At 59.8% G+C, this 21918-nt stretch carries 19 protein-coding genes, 3 pseudogenes and 1 riboswitch; of the genes and pseudogenes, 9 read left to right on the forward strand and 13 right to left on the reverse strand.

Translation table 11 applies throughout. The annotated features are described in order from the left end of the window. Positions 1 to 5 precede the first annotated feature (5 nt). From P7644_RS20785 to P7644_RS20835, 11 genes and pseudogenes are all read right to left on the reverse strand, one after another. Entirely contained in the window at positions 6 to 620 is a 615-nt protein-coding gene (locus P7644_RS20785) for a class I SAM-dependent methyltransferase (RefSeq protein WP_404303289.1), read from the reverse strand. Between the two features lie 57 nt (positions 621 to 677). Next, on the reverse strand, positions 678 to 1475 hold the full coding sequence (locus P7644_RS20790) for an anti-sigma factor family protein (protein ID WP_404303452.1): 798 nt from the start codon (positions 1473 to 1475) through the stop codon (positions 678 to 680). 38 nt (positions 1476 to 1513) lie between these two features. Further along, a pseudogene (locus P7644_RS20795) lies at positions 1514 to 2042 on the reverse strand (RNA polymerase sigma factor). 36 nt (positions 2043 to 2078) lie between these two features. Then, the gene (locus P7644_RS20800; RefSeq protein WP_404303295.1) at positions 2079 to 2456 is read right to left on the reverse strand and encodes a hypothetical protein; all 378 of its coding nucleotides are present in this window, start codon (positions 2454 to 2456) and stop codon (positions 2079 to 2081) included. 79 nt (positions 2457 to 2535) lie between these two features. Then, positions 2536 to 3261 carry a 2,3-diphosphoglycerate-dependent phosphoglycerate mutase gene (locus P7644_RS20805; RefSeq protein ID WP_404303296.1) on the reverse strand — a complete coding sequence of 242 codons (726 nt, stop codon included), beginning with the start codon at positions 3259 to 3261 and terminating at the stop codon, positions 2536 to 2538. Between the two features lie 186 nt (positions 3262 to 3447). Further along, positions 3448 to 4239: an ABC transporter permease gene (locus P7644_RS20810; RefSeq protein ID WP_404303308.1), complete on the reverse strand. Its 792-nt coding sequence runs from the start codon at positions 4237 to 4239 to the stop codon at positions 3448 to 3450. Then, positions 4236 to 4898 carry an ATP-binding cassette domain-containing protein gene (locus P7644_RS20815; RefSeq protein ID WP_404303298.1) on the reverse strand — a complete coding sequence of 221 codons (663 nt, stop codon included), beginning with the start codon at positions 4896 to 4898 and terminating at the stop codon, positions 4236 to 4238. The genes P7644_RS20810 and P7644_RS20815 overlap by 4 nt, the downstream gene beginning before the upstream one ends. Further along, on the reverse strand, positions 4885 to 5244 hold the full coding sequence (locus P7644_RS20820; RefSeq protein WP_404303300.1) for a DUF190 domain-containing protein: 360 nt from the start codon (positions 5242 to 5244) through the stop codon (positions 4885 to 4887). The genes P7644_RS20815 and P7644_RS20820 overlap by 14 nt, the downstream gene beginning before the upstream one ends. Positions 5245 to 5302: 58 nt before the next feature. Then, positions 5303 to 5743 (reverse strand): hypothetical protein, encoded by a 441-nt coding sequence (locus tag P7644_RS20825; protein WP_404303309.1) that lies wholly within the window; start codon positions 5741 to 5743, stop codon positions 5303 to 5305. Then, entirely contained in the window at positions 5743 to 6171 is a 429-nt protein-coding gene (locus P7644_RS20830) for a hypothetical protein (protein WP_404303301.1), read from the reverse strand. The genes P7644_RS20825 and P7644_RS20830 overlap by 1 nt, the downstream gene beginning before the upstream one ends. Continuing rightward, the gene (locus P7644_RS20835; protein WP_404303451.1) at positions 6168 to 7505 is read right to left on the reverse strand and encodes a voltage-gated chloride channel family protein; all 1338 of its coding nucleotides are present in this window, start codon (positions 7503 to 7505) and stop codon (positions 6168 to 6170) included. The genes P7644_RS20830 and P7644_RS20835 overlap by 4 nt, the downstream gene beginning before the upstream one ends. 81 nt (positions 7506 to 7586) lie before the next feature. Then, positions 7587 to 7659: riboswitch (Fluoride riboswitch) on the reverse strand. Positions 7660 to 8159: 500 nt separating this feature from the next. Between P7644_RS20835 and P7644_RS20840 the strand changes: the two genes are divergently transcribed. The 5 genes and pseudogenes from P7644_RS20840 to P7644_RS20860 all read left to right on the forward strand — a co-directional run bounded on the left by P7644_RS20840 (position 8160) and on the right by P7644_RS20860 (position 13703). Continuing rightward, complete coding sequence (locus P7644_RS20840) at positions 8160 to 9410, forward strand: site-specific integrase (RefSeq protein ID WP_235516236.1); 1251 nt, start codon at positions 8160 to 8162, stop codon at positions 9408 to 9410. Beyond that, on the forward strand, positions 9407 to 10408 hold the full coding sequence (locus P7644_RS20845) for a tyrosine-type recombinase/integrase (protein ID WP_008903160.1): 1002 nt from the start codon (positions 9407 to 9409) through the stop codon (positions 10406 to 10408). Before P7644_RS20840 ends, P7644_RS20845 begins: the two co-directional genes overlap by 4 nt. Continuing rightward, positions 10401 to 11421: pseudogene (locus tag P7644_RS20850) on the forward strand (tyrosine-type recombinase/integrase). The gene P7644_RS20845 and the pseudogene P7644_RS20850 overlap by 8 nt, the downstream one beginning before the upstream one ends. A gap of 202 nt (positions 11422 to 11623) precedes the next feature. Then, positions 11624 to 12066: pseudogene (locus P7644_RS20855) on the forward strand (IS3 family transposase); the annotation flags it as partial. Between the two features lie 98 nt (positions 12067 to 12164). Then, positions 12165 to 13703: an IS3 family transposase gene (locus tag P7644_RS20860; protein WP_404303311.1), complete on the forward strand. Its 1539-nt coding sequence runs from the start codon at positions 12165 to 12167 to the stop codon at positions 13701 to 13703. Between the two features lie 139 nt (positions 13704 to 13842). On the opposite strand, the gene P7644_RS20865 is transcribed toward P7644_RS20860, so the two are convergent. After that, complete coding sequence (locus tag P7644_RS20865; protein ID WP_404303313.1) at positions 13843 to 14499, reverse strand: hypothetical protein; 657 nt, start codon at positions 14497 to 14499, stop codon at positions 13843 to 13845. Positions 14500 to 16410: 1911 nt separating this feature from the next. Here P7644_RS20865 and P7644_RS20870 point away from each other — a divergent pair. The 4 genes from P7644_RS20870 (at position 16411) to P7644_RS20885 (ending at position 21176) form a co-directional block, all read left to right on the forward strand. Beyond that, positions 16411 to 16845, forward strand: a complete 435-nt coding sequence (locus P7644_RS20870; RefSeq protein ID WP_404303314.1) for a DUF4279 domain-containing protein — start codon at positions 16411 to 16413, stop codon at positions 16843 to 16845. Positions 16846 to 17329: 484 nt separating this feature from the next. Next, positions 17330 to 18364: a tyrosine-type recombinase/integrase gene (locus tag P7644_RS20875; protein ID WP_116750462.1), complete on the forward strand. Its 1035-nt coding sequence runs from the start codon at positions 17330 to 17332 to the stop codon at positions 18362 to 18364. 208 nt (positions 18365 to 18572) lie between these two features. Next, positions 18573 to 20081, forward strand: a complete 1509-nt coding sequence (locus P7644_RS20880) for a hypothetical protein (protein ID WP_116750463.1) — start codon at positions 18573 to 18575, stop codon at positions 20079 to 20081. Positions 20082 to 20267: 186 nt separating this feature from the next. Further along, on the forward strand, positions 20268 to 21176 hold the full coding sequence (locus P7644_RS20885) for a zinc finger-like domain-containing protein (protein ID WP_133246264.1): 909 nt from the start codon (positions 20268 to 20270) through the stop codon (positions 21174 to 21176). Positions 21177 to 21200: 24 nt separating this feature from the next. Here P7644_RS20885 and P7644_RS20890 read toward each other — a convergent pair whose 3' ends face one another. Beyond that, positions 21201 to 21761, reverse strand: coding sequence for a tyrosine-type recombinase/integrase (locus tag P7644_RS20890; RefSeq protein WP_404303316.1), 561 nt, complete (start codon positions 21759 to 21761; stop codon positions 21201 to 21203). Positions 21762 to 21918: the final 157 nt, after the last annotated feature.

Genomic DNA, 21918 nt, shown 5'->3' on the forward strand with positions numbered 1-21918 from the left:
AAGCTTCAGTGCATCACGCAGTGGCAATAGACAAACTGCTGCTCCACGCCTGCGGGTGTCCGATGGGCTTCCGACGCATGTTCGACGAGTTTGAAGGCGTCGCCGAACTCGGCGTGCAGCGCATCGGGCGCATACCGCATCACCGGGAGCCCGCTGCACTGTATCGGCCCGTCCGGCCCGAACACCGCGACGATGACGTGACCGCCCGGGCGCACGGCCTGGCGCATTTGCGCGATGTAGGCATGGCGTTGCTCGGGCGTGGTCATGAAATGAAAGACGGCCCTGTCGTGCCAGATGTCGTAGGCTTGTGCGGGCAAGGCAAGCTGAGTGATGTCTCCCACAAGCCAGCGCACGAGGCCAGCGTTTGAGGCAAGCCGTTGACGGGCCACTTCGAGAGCCCGTTTTGAGATGTCGAGCACGGTGACGTCGAAGCCATCCAGTTTCAGCAGGTCGTCCGCCAGTGTCGAAGAACCGCCTCCGACGTCGATGATCCGAGTCTGCTCGCCAGCGACAATTCGCTGAATAAGGCCGAGAGACTGGTCCGCGCGCGGTTGAAACCAGCTCAACGCACTGGACGACTTTGTGCTGTAGACACGCTCCCAATGCGACTTGTACTGCATGGTTCCAATTCCTGAAGATTTGCGGATCGAAAAGATCTCGCGCGTCGAAAGACCAAATTACTTGCGCGCTTCAAGCTGGCTGTAAACCGCCTCGGCAACGCGCAGCATCTCCTGCTTGCTGTTGCCCGACGAGATGGCGTAGCCGAAGTCCTTGTCGACCCAATAGAAGACATTCACCGGACCGTCCTGACCGAACTTGAAAGCCGTCTCGCGTCCGGCGTCCTCGCGGGTGACATACAGCGTCAGGCGCTCTCCCTTCGCGCCGCCGAACATGAACTGTGCCACCGGCCCCTTGTCGCCCGGCAGCAGCCGCCCGCCGATGAGCTCGTAGCCCAGGGCGCGCAAGTCGGGCGGTTTCACTTCGGCGCCCATGCGTTTGGTCAGCCAGGTGACGAGCGCCTGCTCCTGGTCGGCGCCGACTTCCACCGGGCGACGCACGTCCGGGCTGTAGACCACGTGAGCCACGGCGGCGCGGTGGGCGAAACCATTGAGCGTGCCGGCCTTCGCAGCGGCCAGCGTGGCGCTGCGCTGCAACTGCCCGTCATAGGCGCCGCGGCCCCACCAGGCCGACCCGGTGCTGACGACCGCGATCGCCACGCCGGCCGCCAGCGATCGCCATGGCCAGTCCTGCCAGCCGGCCCCCGGCGCCGGCTTCAAAGGCAGGCGCAACGGCAAGGGCTCGGACAGGACCGGGTCGAGCATCTGCTTGAGCGCCAGGTTCTGGGCGCGCCAGTCGTCCACGCGCTGGCGTTCGGCCGGGTGGGCATCCAGGAAGGCATCGATCTCTACATGCCGCGCAGGGTCCAGAAGCTGATCCGCATAAGCATGCAGATCGGCTTCGGTCACCGGCTTGATGGTCGGAGGAAATGGGTTTGAGTGGGGGAGCGTCCATGTCACTTGATCCTACGCAGGGGCGCGGCAACTTGGGCTGATGGCGCACGGCCTTGCAGTTCCTGTCGCAGCCTGTCGCGGCCGCGCGCCAGCCGCGACATCACCGTGCCGATGGGCACGCCCAGCGCTGTGGCGGCTTCCGCATAGCTCATTTCCTCGACCGCGATGAGCAGCATCACCTCGCGTTGCTCCACAGGCAACCGCTGCAGGACACGGTCCAAATCGCGGACCTCGATGCCGTCGGACTGGCTGGCGCGCTGCGGGATGTCGGGCAGGTCGTCGCCCGCGCTGTCCTCGGGTCGGCTACTCCTGGCGCGTACGCCGTCGATGAAGTGGTTGTGCATGATGCCGAACATCCAGGCGCGGATGTCGCCGCGTTTCTGCCAGAGCGATAAGCGGCTCCAAGCCCGCTCCAGCGTGTCCTGCACCAGGTCGTCGGCCCGCGCGGTGTCTGCCACCAGCCATCCCGCGCGCGTAACGGCGCAGGCTGGGAATGCAGGCGACGATCGCGGCTTCGTCCTGTGCGCGCATGGGCTGAGGCGTTGTGCTCTCTGCGGTTCTGGTCGATCAGGGCTTGATGACGTGCCAGACGTTCTTAAAGTTGTCGCCAGTCATGTCGCCGACCTTCATGTCGGACTTGTACAGGTACACCGGCTTGCCCTTGTAGGCCCATTGCTTGGTGCCGTCGTCGCGGGTGACGATGCTCATGTCGCCTTCGGGCTTGGCATCGGCCTCTGCCATGACCGGCGGCCACAGGCCGGCGCACGGGCCGTTGCAGGCGCTCTTGCCGCTGCCCGCGACGTCGTTGTCGAAGGTGTAGAGCGTCATGCCGCTGGTGTTGACCAGCATGCCGCCGGCCGTCTTGACCGGAGCGGCGGCCATGGCGGCGCCAGAGGCGAGTGCGGCGAGCGCAAGAATCACGGTGGGCAGAAGGGAAGATTTCATGGGAAGTCCTGTGGAAGATGGAATTGATCAGAGCTGACATCCATACAGACGCTTAGCCGCCTGCGTTTATTCCGCTGTCTCAAAGAATTTTTGAGATAGGCGCCAGCACAGATGGCTGCCAGATGCATTGCAGATGCAGTGTGCGACCAGCGCCTGACTCATAGGCACGCATTTCGCCGTTGGCGATCTCCAGACACGAGACCGCGTGTTCACTGAGTTCTTCAAGCTGCATCACCAGCGCCCGCAGGCTGTTGCCATGACCAACGACAGCTACCGTTTGGGCCGACGCCAATGATGGTTCGATCAGCTCCTGCCAGAGCGCGGTCACCCGCAGAACGGTTTGCGCGAGTGATTCCGCCAAGGGCAGGGGTTCCAGCCCTGTGCAGGGTGGTTCCATCGATGGATCCATCGCCACCCGACCGACATTGTTCTGAGTCCACGGCGGCGGTACCGCGCGGTAGGACCTGCGCCAGGCTTGCACCTGATCGGCACCGTACCGGGCGATGGCTTCGGCCTTGGATGACCCCGTCAATGCACCATAGTGCCGCTCGTTCAAGCGCCAGTCGGCTGTGCGTGGCGCCGATGGACTTCCTGCTGCGAGCAGCAAGCAGTCGACAGACCGTATGCAACGGACCAGCATGGAAGAGAAGACGCGGTCGACGACCAGACCTGACCGCCGAATCGCACGGCCGGCCTCCTGCATCTGACGCACACCCCGCGGCGTGAGACCCACGTCGGCCCAGCCGGTGAAACGCTGTGCCAGGTTCCATTCGGACTCACCGTGCCGGATGAGCAGCAGTTGCACCTGCGATCGTGGCGCCGACACGTTCAATCGCCCTGCCTGTCGGCATGCGGATCCAGCGGCGTGGGTGTCCTCAGCCGGGCCAGTGAACATCGCAGATGCGGCGGCGATGCCCAGACGAGCGCGCAAGCAAGGTGCCTGTTCATGATCTTCTTTAGATTCGGGATTTTTCGAAACATGATCTGAGTGCTACTTCAGACGATCTGCCCGCAGGCGCTGTCGGTCGTCGGTGACGGCCCTCGCCGCCAGATAGACCGCGCCCGCCGACGCGAGACCGCCGGCGCCTGTGAGCAGGAAAAGCAGCAGGATCTGGTATTTCACGGCTTCGAGTGGATCCATGCCGGCCAGCAACTGCCCCGTCATGATGCCGGGCAGCGTGATGACACCCGCGGCCGACATCTGGTTGATGATTGGAATCATCCCGCGGCGGATCGCATGGCGGATCGGTGCGGCCAGCGCTTGGTGGATGCTGACGCCGAGCGCCAGCTGCGCCTCGATCGCCGGGCGCCCAGTGCTGATGCCTTCGAAGAAGCTGTCGAGACCCAGGCTGGCCGAATTGAGCACACTGCCGAGCACGATGCCCATCAGCGGGATGGCGTAGCGCGGGTCGTACCAGGGCTGCGGGCGGATCGCCGTCATCAATGCGAGCAACACGGTGGCGATGCTCGAGAAGCCGACGACCACCGCCGCGATGCGGTAACTCCCGGCACCCTTGAGACGCTGAATTGGACGCACGGCGACTTCGCGCGCGGCCGCCAGCAGCATGAGCGCGACGATCCCGAGAGTGGCCGCCGGCGACGCCGCCTGGAACACGAAGCGCAGCACCAGGCCGACCAGCAGGAGCTGGACGACCATGCGGGTAGCGGCCCAGAGCACCTGCCGATGCAACTGCAGGTGCAGGAGCAAGGACGCAAGGGCGTTGATAAGCACCAGCAACGTGGCGAGCGCCACGTCCGTGGCGTGGAGATGGATGGTGCTCATAACGGATGCAGCCTGCCGTCACGCATCTCGAAGTGGCGCTGGCTCATCCGCGCTGCCTGCTCGCGCGAATGGGTAACCATCACGATGCCGAGGCCAAACCGGAGCTGTTGCAGAAGCAGGGATTCCATCGCCAGCGTCGACGCGCCGTCGAGCGAGGCCGTCGGCTCGTCGAGCAGCAACACCTTGGGCTCCCGCACCATCGAGCGGACGAGCGCCAAGCGTTGGCGCTCGCCTGTCGAAAGGCGCGCGATGTCGACGTCCAGCACATCGGAACCAAGTCCCAGCGCGGCCATCAGTTCGGCGACGCGTTTTGTAGCGGCCGGCGGAAAGTGCGCTGCCGGTGTCGGCGCCCACCACGCGGGCTCAGCTGCCTGGTAGATCACTTGACCTCGCCAGGCCGGCGCTGCGAATGCCTCCCGTCGCTTGCCGGCCAAGCTCACGTCGCCGGTGCCGGGGTCCATGTCGGCTATCAGGCGCAGCAGGACGCTCTTGCCCGATCCCGATCTGCCGAGCACGCAGACACATTCGCCGGCGTTCAAGGCCAAATCGAACGGACCGCCGAACGGCGACGCAAGACCGGAGAGCGCCAGCAAGCAGTTGTCGACAGTCATTCGTAAACGGTCCTCGGCGAAGTCAACGCTGCGGTCAATCGTCGGCATCAGCGGCATCGCCGGCCAACGCGGGCGGCGTTGCTTTGCCGATCCGCCCGTAGACCATTGGCACCTGGATGTAGAACACCGTGACCGGCTCAAGCGCAATCGCTGCAAGCAGTCGTTCGGCGACCTCTTCCGTGGCCGATACGGTCACCGCCACAGGCTGCTGGGCCAGTTCGAAAAAGTGGGTGGAATGCATTTTTCCGGCGGCTCCGAAACCCGTTGCCGCGCCCATCAAGCTTCCGCCCAGCGCACCGTTGTCCTGGGCAAATTGCAAAAGCCAGTCTCCCATGGGGGTGTGGCCGTGTCGATGTTCCTGCTCGGCAAAGAACGTGATCTGAAAACCCTTCATGATGAACTCCTGGTGAGCGTGAACGAAATAGAGAAACCGACGCCAATGACTGGCACTCTCATGAGACGCATGCCGTTGATGGCGGCACTGGCGGCCGGCACGATTGGGCGTTGGTTGGCGACTCCGAATCGCCGTCGGTCATTGGAAGCTCGCAAGCGAACAGAACGGCCCGCACCTTGCCCAACTCCTCCGCGTGCTCCTGCATGAAGGTCCGAAGCCGAGTTTCAGAGTCAAGCAACTCCAGACATTGCGGATGTCGCAAAGCATGGCCTTCAAGGTGGTGGTGCGTGAGCCGCTCTCCTGGCAGGTAGCCCGATCCGATGGGGTACAGCAAGGCTTGCTGAATACCCGAGCGACGAGCAACCTCCAACAGGTGCTGCGCCAGCGCGGGCGCGCCCAAGCGGTGCCAGAAACGCGTGGCCTTGGCGCGGCTGTTGGCGGGAAAGTACAGACGCAAAACGGTCAGGTCGTGCGTATGAGTGGGGCCCTGAGTCGTCATTACTTTGTCTCCTCCAAAACAGCGTCCTGCTTCTCCTGCTTCTGCTTGCGCCGGAACTGAGCGATGTCCACCTGCCGATGGTTTTTGGGCAAGGATTGGCGATGCTTGCCATGGCGGACGCGCTGCGCGTGACAGATGAACGCCCGCAGCTGCATTTCGGTGTCGATCAGCTCCAGGCACTGCGGATGCAGTATGTGGGAGCCGTCGATCTGGTGATGTGTCACGCGCTCTCGTTTGAGGTGGCCCGATGCGACGTGGTAGAGCAGCGCCGACTGCAGGTGCGCGCGCTTTGCCGAGGCCAACAGTTGCTGCGCAAGCCCTGGAACGCTCAAGTGGTACCAGATACGGGTTGGGTTCGCATGGCTGCCGGCTGGGAAATACAGCCGCAGTGCCATCACCGTTGACAGATAGTTTTCAGCGCGACTCATGAGTGGTCATCTTTGGTTGCGGAGACGTGCTGGGTCTGCTGCTTTTTACGGAATTGCGGGACATCGGCGATACGCAGTTCTTCCGGGGGACCGCCATGGTGTTTGCTGTGGCCGACGCGCTGTGCGTGGTAGATCCCGGTGTGGCCGGAGCAGAGGTAGCTGGTGATGCAGCCGATGGCTGCGAGCGGTCCGATCTGCGGCCCAAACAGTTCGATTGCCATGACGATGGTGGTTAGTGGCGTGTTGGCCGCGCCCGCGAACACGGCCACGAAGCCGATGCCGGCGAGCATGGCGAAGGGCAGCTGCAGCATGGGCGCCAGGGCGTTGCCCAAGGTCGCGCCGATGTAGAACAGCGGCGTGACCTCGCCGCCCTTGAAGCCTGTGCCGAGCGAAGCGACGGTGAAGGCCAGCTTGCCAAAAAAATCCCACGGCGCCGAAGGTTCCTGGAAGGCGTTGACGATGCTAGGAATGCCCAGCCCGATGTAGCGATGCGCATCGAAGCCCGCTCTGCCGAGAGCCCAGAGGGCGAGCGCGATCACGATGCCGCCCAACATCGGGCGCAGCGGCGGATAGGAGATCCATCGCTTGACAAGCCCTCCGAGCTGGTGCGTCGCGGTCGCAAACACGAGGCCGACGAGACCGAAAATCACACCAGCGATCACGACGGCTCCGACGCTCCAAGGCGTCACCGCGACCACCTCTCCGATCGCGTAGTGCATGTGGTGCACGCCCCAGGCCATGCCGACCTGGTCGGCCACGATGCCAGCGACCACGCAGGGCAATAGGGCGTCGTAGCGCATCCGGCCAATGGCCAGCACCTCGAGGCCGAAGAGCGCCCCCGCCAGCGGGGTCCCGAACACGGAGGCGAAGCCAGCGCTGATGCCCGCCATCAGCAGGATGCGGCGATCGGCAGGCTGGAATCGAAAGACGTGCGTGAGCTGGTCCGCCAGTGCGCCGCCCATCTGCACCGCCGTCCCCTCGCGACCGACGGACGCGCCGAAGAGATGTGAGATGACGGTGCCGCCCAGGACGAGCGGGACCATGCGCAGCGGCACGACCTTCTTAGGGTCGTGGATCTCGTCGATCAGCAGGTTGTTGCCGGCCTCGACCTGCTTGCCAAGCTTGAAGTACACCCAGCCGACCGCGCCACCAGCAAGCGGCAGCAACCAGGTGATCCAACGGTTGGCCTCGCGCCAGGCGGTGGCGCGGTCGAGCGCGAAGAGGAAAAGTGCGGAAGCGCTGCCGGCCAGGAAGGCCACAACGGAGGCGATCACGAGCCACTTGCCGATGTACGGCAGCAGGTCGAACTGTTCAGGTCGTCTAAATCGGCTCATGCGGGTCAAGGAAACGAATCAATCGGCCTGACCAAGCAAAGAATCTGAGCGCGAACGCCTACAGCCCTGTAATGTGATCAGGTGTCTGTAGGCATCATTAGCCCCGGGCGATGCCAGGGCGGTTCACGGAAGGAATGCCATCTCCGTCGAAAAATTATAGCGAGATGGACCGGTGAAAGTAAAACGGTGCGGCATGCGGTTGAGGCAGCTTCAGATCACAAGGCAAACATCAACTCGGCAAGTCATGAAGAGGTCGTACTTGCAACATACCCTGCCTGACATTTCCGTCACCTGGGGCCGCTGGCGCAGGGAGCATCGCACTCGCCGGCAGCAATGGCGACGTCAGGAACATTGACGTGGGCGACGCCGCACAGTAGGGATGTTCGTCCGAAATAAGCAGTCACCCGTCAGCAAAGGGCAGCTACCCCGCCTTGAGCAGACACTGATCGGCTGACGGCCGCCGGCAGCAATCGCTGCTTATGGAGAGCTCTCCATAAGCAGCGTTATGCACAGCACGCAGTTATGGACAGTTGGCCAGTCTGAACGCGCCAGAGGCTGTGATCGCCCTGGTAGATCGCAAGGAGGCGGTGCCGTTGAACTGGACATAAGTTCGCAGTCGGCGCATGAATGGTGATCTCACAACTGGAGATCACCATGGACTTGATTCTTTCGATGCACCCGATGGCCAGGGCATGGCTGCTCGATGGCCCGCTGTCTTCATACGTCGGGGCGTTCCAGGCATTGCTGGAGCGCGGCCGGTACGCCGAAGGCAGCTCGGAGACTGCCCTTCGTGCCTGGTCGCACTTTGCCCACTGGATGGCGAAGTGCCAGGTATCTGCCGAACAGATCGACGAAGCCCTCGTCGAGCAGTTTCTGGATTCGCATCTGCCGCGCTGCGACTGCCATCCCGCGGCTCTGCGTACACGCAGCGGCTTGAGCGCCAGTCTCGGACACCTGCTCGCCTTGTTGCGGGAACAGCATGTCATCGTGGAACTGCCAGGCCCCAGCGGTCCCATTGCAGAAGAACTGAACCGTTACAACGTCCACATGCGCGACGCCCGCGGCCTGGCGATAGGCACGCGCGAGGATCGGCTGGTACTCGTAGGTCGTCTGCTGCAATGCAAGTTCGCGGGCAAGGCCATCGCCATCGGCGAGTTGCAGCCGGAAGACGTTCGCGGCTTCATCGCAACCGAGCTCACGCGGGTCAGCAGCGGGTCGCATTCCAGCGCGGTCACTGCTGCGCTGCGGGCCTACTTCCGATACCGCGGGACCTGCGGTGACGCAGTGAACAGCCTGCTCGGCGCTATCTCGTCGCCGGTGCGATGGAGCCAAGCATCGTTGCCGCGCGCGCTGACGACCGAGGAGGTCCAGCGCCTCGAAGCGCATTGCGCCGAGGCCAAGCGGGCTCCGCTGCGCCTGCTGGCCATGGTGCGCCTGGCCTTGGATCTCGGACTGCGCGTGGGCGAGATCGCCAAGCTGGAGATCGGCGACTTCGATTGGCGTGCCGGAACGGTGACCTTGAAGCGAACAAAGTCCCAGCGCCAGGATGTCCTACCGCTGCCGGTGCTCACCGGGCAGGCTCTGGCGGAGTACATGAGACACGAGCGGCCCGCAACCACGCTGCCATCGCTGTTCGTCCGTCGGTTGGCGCCACACGACAAGCCCATCGGCGTCGATGCAGTGAGCCAGGCAATCGGGCGTGCCCTGCGAGGTGCCGGCATCTCACGCGGTTGCCATTCGTTGCGTCACACGCTGGCCTGTCGCCTGGTCAACAGCGGCAGTTCGATCAAGGAGGTCGCCGATGTGCTTCGGCATCGATCGCTGGACACCTCGTTGATCTACGCCAAGCTCGACTTGCAACTGCTTGCCGAGGTCGCTCTGCCTTGGCCTGGGAGTGCATCATGAGCGCCGCAGCATCGGCGAACATCGACCTCACCGCCAAGGTGGAGCAATACCTGACTGAACGCCTGCGCCTCGGGTTCAAGCCGTGCTCCTCTGATCTCGCTGTGCGCAGCTTCACTCGCTTCATGGTCGGAGAGGGACGCGACATCGCGTTGACGGTAGACGTGATGGTCCAGTGGGCGCACCAGGTACAGCCTCGGTATCTCGTGGGCGGCCGGGCCAATGTCGACACGGCAGCGCGCCGACTGGCAACGCTGCGCCCCTTCATGCGCTGGCTCCAGCAGTTCGATCCGACTGTCGAAGTTCCTGACGATTCCAGCTTCGGTCCGATCCCGCGCCGCGTGGCGCCTCACATCTACAGCGAAGCCGAGATCGCGGCATTGATCGTCGCTGCCCGCCGACTCGGCCCCTCGGATGGCCTTCGTGCCACCACCTATGCAACGCTGTTCGGTCTGATCGCATCGGCCGGGCTTCGGGTCTCTGAAGCGATCAACCTGGCCGACTCGGATGCAGATCTGGACGGCGGCATCCTGACCATACAGCAGACCAAGTTTGGCAAGTCCCGCATGGTGCCGCTGCACCCCAGCGTGATCGGTCCGATGGCAGCCTACCGGGCCTTGCGCCGCCAGTACGTGCCTGCGAAGCCGCAGATGACATTCTTCGTGGGCTCGCGTGGCGTGCACCGGGGTGAACCGCTGGGAGATCGGCAGGTGCATCGAGTGTTCTGTCAGCTGCGCGAGCAATTGGGTTGGATCGATCGCGGCGGCCATGGCCGACCGCGGGTGCATGACCTGCGCCATAGCTTCGCCGTGAGACGGATGATCCTGTGGCACCAGCAGGGAGCGAACCTTGACCAACGAATGCTGGCCCTGTCCACGTACATGGGCCACATCAATATCTCCAGCACGTACTGGTACCTGAGCGGCGTGCCGGAGTTGATGGCGTTGGCCGGCGCTCGATTCGAACGCTTCGCCGACGTCGCGGAGAACGACGATGAGTAGTTCTGAACACCGCAAGCCCGCTCCGCCGAGCTTCGCGACGCTGGTCCAGTCCTTCTTCGCCGAGCACCTGACGCAGCAGCGCGCGTTGAGCCCGCAGACCGTTGCGGCCTATCGGGACGCGTTCGTGCTGTTCCTGGACTTCGCCCAGGCGCAACTGCACAAGACGCCCACGACGCTGTCGCTCGCCGACCTGACGCCCGCGCTGATCCTGGACTTCCTCGATCATCTCGAACGCGATCGGCACAACACCGTTCGCAGCCGCAATGCGCGACTGGCCGCGCTGCGCTCGTTCCTGAAGTTCGCGGCCCGGCGAGACGTGACGGCACTTCAGGTCGTCGAGCAGGCGCTCGGCGTGCCGATGAAGCGCTTCGAGCGGCCGATGTTCGAGTTCCTGACACGCGAGGAGATGCTGGCCGTGATCGGCGCGCCAGGAGCGGATTGGATGGGCCAGCGAGACAAGCTGCTGCTGGCCCTGCTGTACAACACCGGTGCCCGCGTGTCGGAGGCAATCGGCGTAAAAGTGGGCGACGTCGTGCTGGCACCCGCCGCCTGCGTGCATCTGCATGGCAAAGGGACGCAAGCAGCGGTCGGTGCCGCTCTGGCGATCGACGGTCAAGGTGATCCGCGCCTGGCTGAAGTTCAACCCGGACCTGACTCCCACGTCGGCGCTGCTGCCCAACCGTGGCGGACAGGCGATGACGCGGTCCAACGTGACGCAGCGCCTGGCATTGGCCGTCAAGAAAGCCGCGCTCACGACGCCGAGCCTGGCCGGAAGAACGATCTCTCCACACTGCCTGCGTCACTCGACCGCCATGCACCTTCTGCAGTCGGGCGTGGAAATCAGCGTGATCGCTCTGTGGCTCGGACACGAGAGTCCGGCGACAACGCATCAGTACATAGAGGCCGATCTCGCCATGAAGGAAAAGGCACTGGCCAGGCTTCAGGATCCCAATGTGGTCCCACAGCGGTTCCGGGCAGAAGACGATCTGTTGAAGTTCCTCAAGACCTTGTGATTACGTGAAGTTCAAAGACGCGACCGCAGCCCTCTTGCGAGGGCGGCGACGCCGCGCTGCCGGACCAACTGTGCATAACTGCGTGCTGTGCATAACGCTGCTTATGGAGAGCTCTCCATAAGCAGCGATTGCTGTCGGCCGTATGCTCGATCCGAACACCCGGTGTTGGCCAGTGAGCAGTCATTGCACACATTCGCGCAGGTACCTGAGCGCCGTCATCGACCTGTTCTCCAGGCAGGTGATCGGCTGGTCCATGGGGCACCGCATCGACACTGAGTTAGTGATCAACGCGCTGCTGATGGCATTGTGGCGCCGACACCCAAAGCTGCTGACACCGTCCACTCTGATCAGGGCAGTCAGTTCGCTGGGCATGCATGGCAAGACTTCCTGCGCGCTCACAACCTGGTTTCCAGCATGAGCCGTCGGGGCAATTGCCATGACAACGCCGTGGCCGAAAGCTTCTTCCAACTTTTGAAACGAGAGCGAATCCGTCGCCAAATCTACCCAACCCGCGATCAAGCCAGAGCCGATGTCTTCAACTACATCGAGATGTTTTACAACCCTAAGCGACGCCACGGCACTGCCGGAGATACTTCACCGGTAGAGTTCGAAAGACGCCATTTCCAACGGATCAAAAGTGTCTAGGGAATCCGGGGCGATTCAACACCCTGCCCCCTGCGATCAACGGTGAGTGTGCTGCAATGGGGGTGCGGACGAAAACTTGGACTACTAGAAGGTAGTTCATGTATTCCTACGAAGACAGAATCCGAGCAGTTGAGCTCTTCATCAAGTTGGGCATGCGAGTCAGGCCCACCATCAGGCAGTTGGGATACCCGACCAAGAATTCATTGAAAGGTTGGTATCGGGAATATCAGCAGCGCCAGGACTTGCCTAAAAGCTATGCAGGGCGTGAGCCCAAGTTCTCACAGGCGCAAAAGGCTGCCGCCCTTGAGCACTACCTCACCCATGATCGATGCATTGCAGCCACCATGAGAGCCCTGGGCTATCCCGGTCGTGGAACGCTCACCAAGTGGATTCGCGAGGCCATTCCTGAGGCCAGGAAAGCAATCGTCGGTAGTGTTGGGCAGCGAAGGTATCCTGAGTCGTTGAAGCAAACGGGAGTGGTGGAGCTCTGCACGCGGCAGGAAAGCGCGCAGGCTGTTGCCGACAAGATCGGCGTGTGTCGGCCAACGTTGTACAACTGGAAGAACCAGCTTCTGGGGCGTGAGGCACCCGCATCCATGAAACACAACGATCAATCCCCTCAGGCGCGAGAGCGCGATGAGCTTGAACGCCAGGTTGAGATACTGCGCCGCGAAGTCAGGCAACTGCGCATTGAGCAGGACCTCTTGAACAAGGCCAATGAACTGTTAAAAAAAGGCCTGGGCGTCGATCTGCAGCTCCTGTCCAACCGGGAGAAGACACTGCTGATTGATGCCCTCAAGGAGAACTATGGCCTGCCAGAGCTCCTTGCACAGTTGGGTCTTGCGCGTAGCTCGTACTTCTACCATCGGGCCCGCGCGGCAATCGGAGACAAGTACGTGAGGGTGCGCCAGTCCATCACCGAGATCTTCGAGTCCAATCACCGCTGCTACGGCTACCGCAGGCTGCAAGCCTCACTGGCCAGAGAGCAAGGCCCGATCTCCGAGAAGGTGATACAGCGGCTGATGAAGCAAGAGAGCCTGGTCGTTGCAAAACCCAAGAGGCGTCGGTATGCGTCTTACCTGGGCGAGATCAGCCCCGCGCCCGAGAACATCATCAACCGTGACTTCCAGGCGGCAGCGCCGAACGAGAAATGGCTGACCGACATCACGGAGTTCCAGATCCCTGCAGGCAAGGTCTACCTGTCTCCGATCATCGATTGCTTCGACGGGATGGTAGTGAGCTGGACCATTGGCACGAGCCCAGACGCTGAGTTGGTCAACACCATGCTGGATGCCGCCATAGAGACTGTGACGGAGACCAGCGATCGACCAGTAGTCCACTCAGACCGCGGAGGGCATTACCGCTGGCCAGGCTGGCTATCAAGAATGAGCGAGGCCAACCTCACCCGCTCCATGTCCCGCAAGGCCTGCTCTCCAGACAATGCGGCGTGCGAGGGCTTCTTCGGTCGGTTGAAGAATGAGCTGTTCTATCCTCGGGACTGGAAAGGCACGACCATCGAGCAGTTCATTGAGGCGGTCGACGACTACATCCGCTGGTACAACGAGAAGCGGATCAAGATCTCCCTTGGCTCTCTCAGCCCGATTGAATACCGGGTGAGCCTTGGACTTGTGACATAAACCAGTCCAAGTTTTTATCCGCACCCCCGGTGGGTCAGCTTTGCGTGGAAATCAACAGCCTGCAGGTCACATGAGCTTTCACAGCAAATGGGTTTCATACTGGGGCCAGCGATCCACAAACCGCTGGACTGTGGGTCGTTCAGCTCGCAATTCCAAAGGAACCAACTGCACGAAGATTCGCACGGTCATCACCTGCTTTGATCTGTAGTTCCACCTCGACGAGATCTCCCTGCTCCCACCCGTAAGGAGGACACCCTACCGCAGCACCCATAAGCACACGCTCCTTCAGCAAACCACGGGGTAGTTGTTCACCAGGAGCCGACAAGCGACCGCTCAAGGGTTTTGTCCCAAGCAACTGCTCGACGAAATACGTTTCCCGCACTCGTGCATCGACAAAATGACCTAAGAACCATGTTTCAGCCCAGCCCATGAACATGTCCCCATAGACTAGGTTGTAGGTGTCGCGCAGTCTTTCCCTGTCGCCCAGTCCAGAGATCCCTACCTTTCTTAGCCTCACCGAACCAACTTCTAGACCACGCGGAAGGTCATTCGTACCGCTACGGATAGAAAAGAGAACAATTAAATTGTCGCAAGACGGAGCTTCGTAGTGCAATGCTACTCGTGGCATGTTGTCCGCATAGGGGCTGACGTGGAGCTCAAGGTGGCGCAGTTCGAGCAGGCTCTGCCTAGATGGGGCTGAGGGCAGAGCACCACACGCGCATAGTCCCAGCACGATCACCGAGGCGACCAAGAATGTGCGTAGCGTGCGAGCAGGCTCTTTAACTGGTTGGTTCACGGTGACCACGTATGACATCACCAAGCATCGAAGGTCACAACTTCGGGCATACAAGGCGATTTAATGTTCGGAACAAGGCTATGCCTGAAGAGGCATTTCACGGAACTCTCCACGGACAGTGTTTCAGAGTTCATCGAGTCTCACCAAGTGTGGAGCGTCGATTGCACATCGATCACACTCTGTGCGCAAGGTTTGATTGGCGGCATTAGATGCCTTGAGCATCCTTACCTTTAGCTCGATGTGGAGGTGTGCGCATTCCGGTAGTGATGACCGGCCAGTCCAGCAGCATCAACACTCGTAGAAATTATGCTCAGTCTCCTGTCGCAATCGGCTACAAACCGACATCGGCCCAAGGCACGATTTAGGGCATCTGGATGGCTGTTCTAGTCGGGCAAAGCGAAGTGCGAGGCAGATCAAACCGGAAAATATTTCCTATTGGCTCAATCTCGCGGGAGTGGAGCGTTGTCGCCCGTGTTCCCTGCAGCCATCTACCTACCCAATTTACGACATCGGCACAGGTAACGAACATGCCATCTTTCCGAGTCAGAGCACGGTACACGCCCCCGCCGGGAATGGACTGGATCATACGTGCCCCTGCCACAGGCTGGAGGCCCACCCATACGCTGGAGTCTGGCGTTCGATTGCGCTGGATAAGCATTCTTCTTCCCGATAATTCGAGAGGTATTCGCGTTAACGCTGGTGACTCTCATGCATTCGAACTGTTGGTCCAGTTTACTGAAGAAGTTATTGCAGTCGGTACAGTTTGGAAAGTTTGGCACTCGACGGTTCATTTCGCCCAGTTTGAAGTCGAAGAGGTGCTTGAGGTTGCGCGTGGTGGAGAAACGATCAGTCCACCGAGCCATGGCGGAAACACTTGGATGGTTTTTTGCTGATCGATCCCGTAAGAAGCTGGGTTTGCAATGCTCCAGGTTCGCGCTCTGCTACCAATGCCTGTGTCTGAGGGGTGTAAGGGACCGGGTTGGGCCCGCTAGGGGCCCTCGGTGTGGGGCAGAATCCGGCCAGGAACAGTCAGTGTCGGCAGGTGAAAGCAGCCCTTAAACAACGACGGGCAAGACGGTGCAAGGGCGTAGACCATCTAGATGTGAAAACGTCCAGCGTGAAACGAACTCTCTGCCGCGTAACAATGCCCGGCCACCTCAGCCCCGGACAGCGAACGCTTTCGCTCTGACCGTCTGTAGCTAACAAACTCCAGTCGCAGTCAGCTGTTGCTTATCACAGCCATATTGTGAGGGACCCATTCTGTTCCACGCCCCTCCTCGTGCTGCAAATTAAAAGTTGTGCCGGTAGTGGATTGCATGTTCAATCAAAGTAGACCGTGACCTCTGTCTGTCTTTGCTCTACACGAAATATCCCGCACACACCCTTGCACTGCCGAGATGAAGTTATTTCTTGAACACTTTGGACTATTAATTTTTGTTGCCATCCTTGTAGTCTGGTTGTTGATACTGCTCGTGCGATATCCACTGCAAAACGAAAACGAAAGTGTCCTCAAATACCTGTCTCGATTCTGCAAAAAATACGAAGGCTTGCCCTGCTTGCAGATGAAAATTGTCATTTGGACATGTTCTTTGGGGACAATTTTTGCAACTCTAATGAATAGTTTTATTCGACCTTGAATGGCTCCAGGTCAAGTCATGGGGGGGACCTGTACCGGTCACTTAGGCTACCAAACATCCCAAGGCAATTCACACGCATCTTTCAATGATCGCTTTGAGGCACGCAACTGAGAGACCGCTCAGGGCCCAAAGCGGCCGGTCGGAAGTGCTGCCCGCAAGCCGCCATTGACTTGCAGCAGCGGGTGCTGGAAATCCAGGTGTTTGCTTACGGCAAGCTAAAGTTTACTTACCTGCTGCGAGCCGGATTAGTCTCAACGTTAGGCGCCTCAAGTACATGCAAAGCTACTCTTTTTCTGTCGCCCTAAGAATCTGGCATCCAAACATCGATCCGGATGTGATTTCCCGCAACCTCGGACTTAAGGCAAAGCACGCTGCAATGGCCGGTGCGGAACGGATTACGCCGAAGGGCCGAAAGCTCTCCGGGGTGCACGCTGAAAGCTACTGGCACTCTGATCCGTTCGAAAGGGGCGACTACGCGTCCACCGATGACCTGGCAGAAGATGTCCTCGCAAGCGTGGTTGAAGTGCTTGCTCCTAAAAAGGCGTTCCTGCTGCTGCTTCGCGAGCAGGGAGCAAGGCTCCACCTCCAATTCGCATCGTTCAGCCATCGAAACTACGCCGTCGAGTTCTCGCCAGACTTCCTTGGAATTTGTGGTGAGCTTGGCTTGAGCGTGGTTCACGACGTCTATCCGTGCGCACAAGGCATCTAGGCGCAGCCGCCTGCCCCTTCCATCGAGCTGACATGCCCTGCAAGCCGGGTTATGCAGCTGATGTCAAACGTTGAGCGTCCGCTTTCACCAGCCACCACCGACTGCTCCTGGCCGATAGTACTCATTCGCGCGAGCTGCGCGAGCGTCTGCAACCAGCCTGAAGCAGCCCACCCAACCCTTGGCATTCTTCTGAGCCTCACCATCCAGGGCGAGAGCACTTGAACGATTGATGACGTCCAACAGCTCAACACGTTTCGAAACCATGTTTATTTTTTGAGACTTTTTTCAGCTCCCCTCTGTGGACGCCGTGTTAAATTTGGATATAGTGAATATTTGGATTACATGCATTGGCTAATACAGAAATTAATAAGGTCACCAGCGATAAGCTTCTACAGATCATTCAATAGCCTATGCATGCGGTAGGGAAATTGCATTGCAACCGCAAAGGCTCATAACGCAACAAGCTACGACAATTCAATTGATCATGAATTCCACCGTTGAATTGAGCGCTGACGAGTTTTTTGAGCAATGGCTAGAACATTGCTCAAATGATGACCAGCGGGCCATCAACGACTTTGATTTTTTCAGGTACTTTTGGATCTCGTGGACCAAATTTTTGGCAAAAGGTGGGGACCCTGATAACCCAAGATGGGTTCACTGGACCGATGCAGACCCAGTGTTGGTCAAAGGCTATCTGACCGGTGGAATCAAAGTGCGCGGGAGTGGCGTCAAAATCAGCGAGATCACCAAACGCAGGTACTGGCGCCTGCTGGAACGGGTGTATGACTACGCCATGGAGCGCGGTTTGGTCGCTACAAATCCAGCAGCAGGCATTGCCGACAAGGAAAAGCCTCCTTCCGAAGATCCGAAGGGGGCCATCCTTTCACCTGTGGTCTGGGAGCAGTGCATCAAGATGCTTCGGGAAGACTCGGGTGAAGCCTTGAATCTGAAGGCCAGCGACATCCGCAACCGCGCGCTCTTGCTGGTCCTTTTTGAGCTGGGGTTGACCTCGGCGGAAGTCCGCGCGCTCTCGCACGAATCCTTCGTGGACGGCAGGGGAGGGAAGGGTGCCTCGATCCGCATCACTTCGGGTGGCGTCAACCAACTGCGCACGATGGTCGTGTCGGATGAGGTGCGTTCGGCCGTGGCATCGTGGCTGCAGGTGCGCGCGACGGCTGGCAAACACGCGATGACGCCAGCTCTTTTCAGCTCGCAGACTGGCAAACCGATGACGGACGAAAACCTGTTGGTGCTGGTGCGCGCGCACCTGCTGGCCGCCAGTCGGGCCGCTGGCCAGGGTGACCCGGTTCGCGCTGGGCCACAGATCGTCAGGAACACCAGGCTGGTGCAATGGATGCTGTCTGGCATGCCCCAGCCGGAAGTGGCACTTCGCGCCGGTCTCAAGAACGTCCGGGGGCTCTTGCATTTGCGCCAGCATTTGCCGGATGGACCGCGCCTGGAACTCGCGCGCGCGTCCAGCCGAAAGGACGACGAACCGCTGCGCCCAGCCTACGCGTAGCTGCTCTCGGGGTGATCCGCTGGGGCTCAACCATGGGTCTTCACCCTGAGCACGGGCAACACGCCCGATCTCGGCATTCAGTCATCCTGGAAACGCTGGCGCCAACTGGACTATCCCTTCGTCCTCTGGGCCCAGTCAATTTCGACATAGGATCACCACCATGGTTCGCGGGCCAAAGCCTGCACTTGGCATTGATCGGGAGACTTGAGTGAGTGCAAGAGAGAGGGTAACGCGCAACACGCACGAGTTCTGGAAGGCGACGTGCGGCATCGACACCCACGCCAGGGGCTCTGGGAATGCTCGCAACGACACACCGTGGGTCGCCTTCACGGCGGATCGGAAAGCTCTGGTTTGCACGGTCTGGGAAGACCAGATCGCCAAAGTCGTTGATCCCATCGACAACCGGACCCGCAGCTTCGTGATGCTCGGCGGGAAATCAGCAAAGTGGAAGGGCGGGGCGGTCAAGCGGGGCCGCGAAGCGGAAGCCGCCATAAGCGAGGCGGTGAAGTCTCGCGTGCCGATATTTGGCTTTCGTGCAGTGGCGTCTGGCGACGATCCCGCCCACATGACCCGCCATGTGAAGCACATCAACCTCGATCATGTCTCCGTCCTCAAGCCTCAGTTCGGACGCGCCCCCGATGACCCACGGCAACGCCTGGGCCTGGAAAAGGAGCTTCGGGACCGTTGGAAGAGCCCGGACGTTGATGCGCTCAATACTGCGACTCTCTTCGAATTGGTGGATGCCACTGGCAATGTGCCCGGTGCCGACTGGAACCCTTTGCTTGCGCCTGCTACAGGGACCGACGACGCTGCTGAGCTTCGTGGCAATGCGCTGGCCGCGCGCATCGTGCTGCCCTACCTGGTAGAGCACGTCCGCAGACAGACCGATGGCATCATCGAGCCTCTGACCTACTCCGACCTGGCGACGATGCTGGGCCGGGTCAAGGCCGATGGAAATGCCTTTGCTCAGGGGATGGGGAAAGTCCTGGGTCTAGTGACCCGTCTGGTGGAGGCAGGCACGCGCGATTGGCCTGAGGAACTTCGCCCCCCTCACATCACATGCATTGTGGTCGCCAAATCGGGTGCCACTGCCGGTCTTCCCAGCGATGGCGTCAAGGACTACTGGCCCGGATTCGAGGTGCTGACACCGGCTGAAAAGCGGGCCAAGGTGCGATATGAATTCGACCGCATCCTCGCCTACGGTGATCGATGGCTCCAGGTCCTCGAAAGTGTGGGCCTTGGCTCCGCAGCAACGCCGGCAGACCTCGATTCAGCCAACGGCAAAGACAAACGCTACTACGGCTGGGGTGGCGGCGAGTCCGAGGAGCACAAGCAGCTGCGCCTCAATGTCATGGCCAGGCCGGAGCTGTTCGGCCTGAAGAACACGCTCCACGCGGAGACGGAGTATCCGCTCCTGTCGGGTGATCGCTTGGATGTATTTTTCCGAACGGAGGCACGTTTGGTCGGCGTCGAGGTCAAATCCATCCGGTCGGCTGACGATGACCTGGAACGTGGCATCTACCAGTGCGTGAAGTACCTGGCCGTCATGCGCGCTCAGGCGTTCATCAACGAACCTGCGGGCGCATTGATCCAAGTCATGGCGTTACTGGTGGTGCAAAAGCAGCTCCCAGCTGCCCTGGAGGAACTCGCCACGAAGCTGGGCGTGAAATGGATGGTGCTGCCCCCAGGGCATTTTGCGCAGGAAATACAAGCTTGAACTTCAAGTCGATCCATGTCGCGATCACGCGAAGCTCATAGAGCGCATAAAACTTGATCTGGGTAGTTCCATACAGCGACAATGGATTTCAACATAACCTGCGGTTTCTACGATAATGTTGTCCAGTCAGATATTGTTGTAATGTCGATAATGAATGGCATACACGACAAAAACAGGCGACCTTGAATGGCCAATAGCGAGCGACATCAAAAGCTGTATGAAGCAATTAAGGACAAGCATGGGCTACCTGCGAGCATAGCAATGACTCTTGCGATCTCATCAGGTGCCGGTTCAGTTGATGAAATCCGGTTTCTTGCTGACCTGATACTGTCATTTCGAAATATACGATTCCAGGGCTACGCCAATGGCGCCAAAGGGGTTATTCTTCGGGCAGATTATTCTGATGGTGGTTTAGACGCAAACTATTACATCGACTTTTCGTTTCAACAGAGATTTAGGAATGCAGCTCCAAAAACGACGGACTGGAGAGTTGACTTAGCCATTTACGTGTATTCAAAGTTCCCAAAAGAAGCGCAACTCATTCATTCGCTTGCTCTCGAATACGATGGGCACCCATCACACTACTTAGAGACAAAAGTTAAAAGTCAAATGGTAAGAGATGCGTACATCCTGAAGGATCAGTGTATGCAGGTTTCCAGAATCAGTGCAGATATGGCGAAGGACGACCCCGGCCTAATCAAGAAAGCAATTAGAAGCAGCATTCGCTTCCACGTCAAAACACATAAAATGACGGTCGCCGAAACCGCTCGATTAGCCAAAAACGGCGTCGCAATATTACGAACCGATTTTCCAGAGAACAAGATCACGGGTCGCAAGACCCGAGATCCATGGGTTGACTGCCCCATATGCAAGGGCAAAGGCGAATTCGGTTATTATCCATGCAAATTATGCGAAAGCCATGGAACCCTTCCCACGAGCAAGCTTAGTTCTATCAACATCGCAGATTTTTTTGAAGTAAGATGCCCTGCCTGCGGATTGACCCCTCGAAAATCGTGCACACAATGTAATGGCAGGGGCACCATGGATCACTTAAAAGCTCTTCAGTACACCATCAAGCACTACAGGGATAATTGACGGTATTAGCTGCAAGCCGAGACCTCAGACGCTCGACTTGAGTTTTTCCGCCACCCTGATCCGCTCGGACATGTCGGCTTTCACATAGATGGCGGTGGTGTTGATGTTCTTGTGTCCCAGCAGCCCTTGCACCACGCTGAGATCACCTTCTGACGACTTCAGCGCCTTGTGCGCATAGGTGTGGCGAAGCCAGTGGGTAGAGGCCCGCATGAAAGGCCCCTTGCCCTCGCCCGGTTTTTCACCAGCGGTGGCAGAGCACATCGCAAAGAATCCTTTGAGGATCTGATACAGCATGTGGGCGGACAAGGCACCGTTCTCGTTGACGGTGTACTTGAGCTGGCCTGCCACGGATATGCCTTCGATCTCAATCGTCGGCAGCGCTTTGACCTGTGATGCCAGGGCTTTCTCGTCCCGTTCCTTTTTCAGCCTCTTGTCTTTCGCCCAGATCCACCGGTCATCTAACACCCCGATCAGCGGCTGGTCCTCGGGCTTGACGTGAGAGAAGTATTTCAGCCTGCCCTGGATCACCAGCTCCTCGCGATCCTTGCGGTGCTCGCGCAAGGCCTCCATGGTCTCTGCGTTCAAGGGCACTTGCCGTTTGGGGTCCCCTCGTTTTCAGTGCAATAACTGGCGGTACGCAAACCCAGCACTGGCGCGGGGGTGGTGTTGGTAGATCGTTGATTCTGTTGGCTTTCCTGTTCACCTTCAAATCCGGGATTCGTGGCGTCAAACCGTGATCGGT

Source organism: Alicycliphilus denitrificans (assembly GCF_044792555.1).
Classification (GTDB): Bacteria; Pseudomonadota; Gammaproteobacteria; order Burkholderiales; family Burkholderiaceae_C; genus Alicycliphilus; species Alicycliphilus denitrificans_A.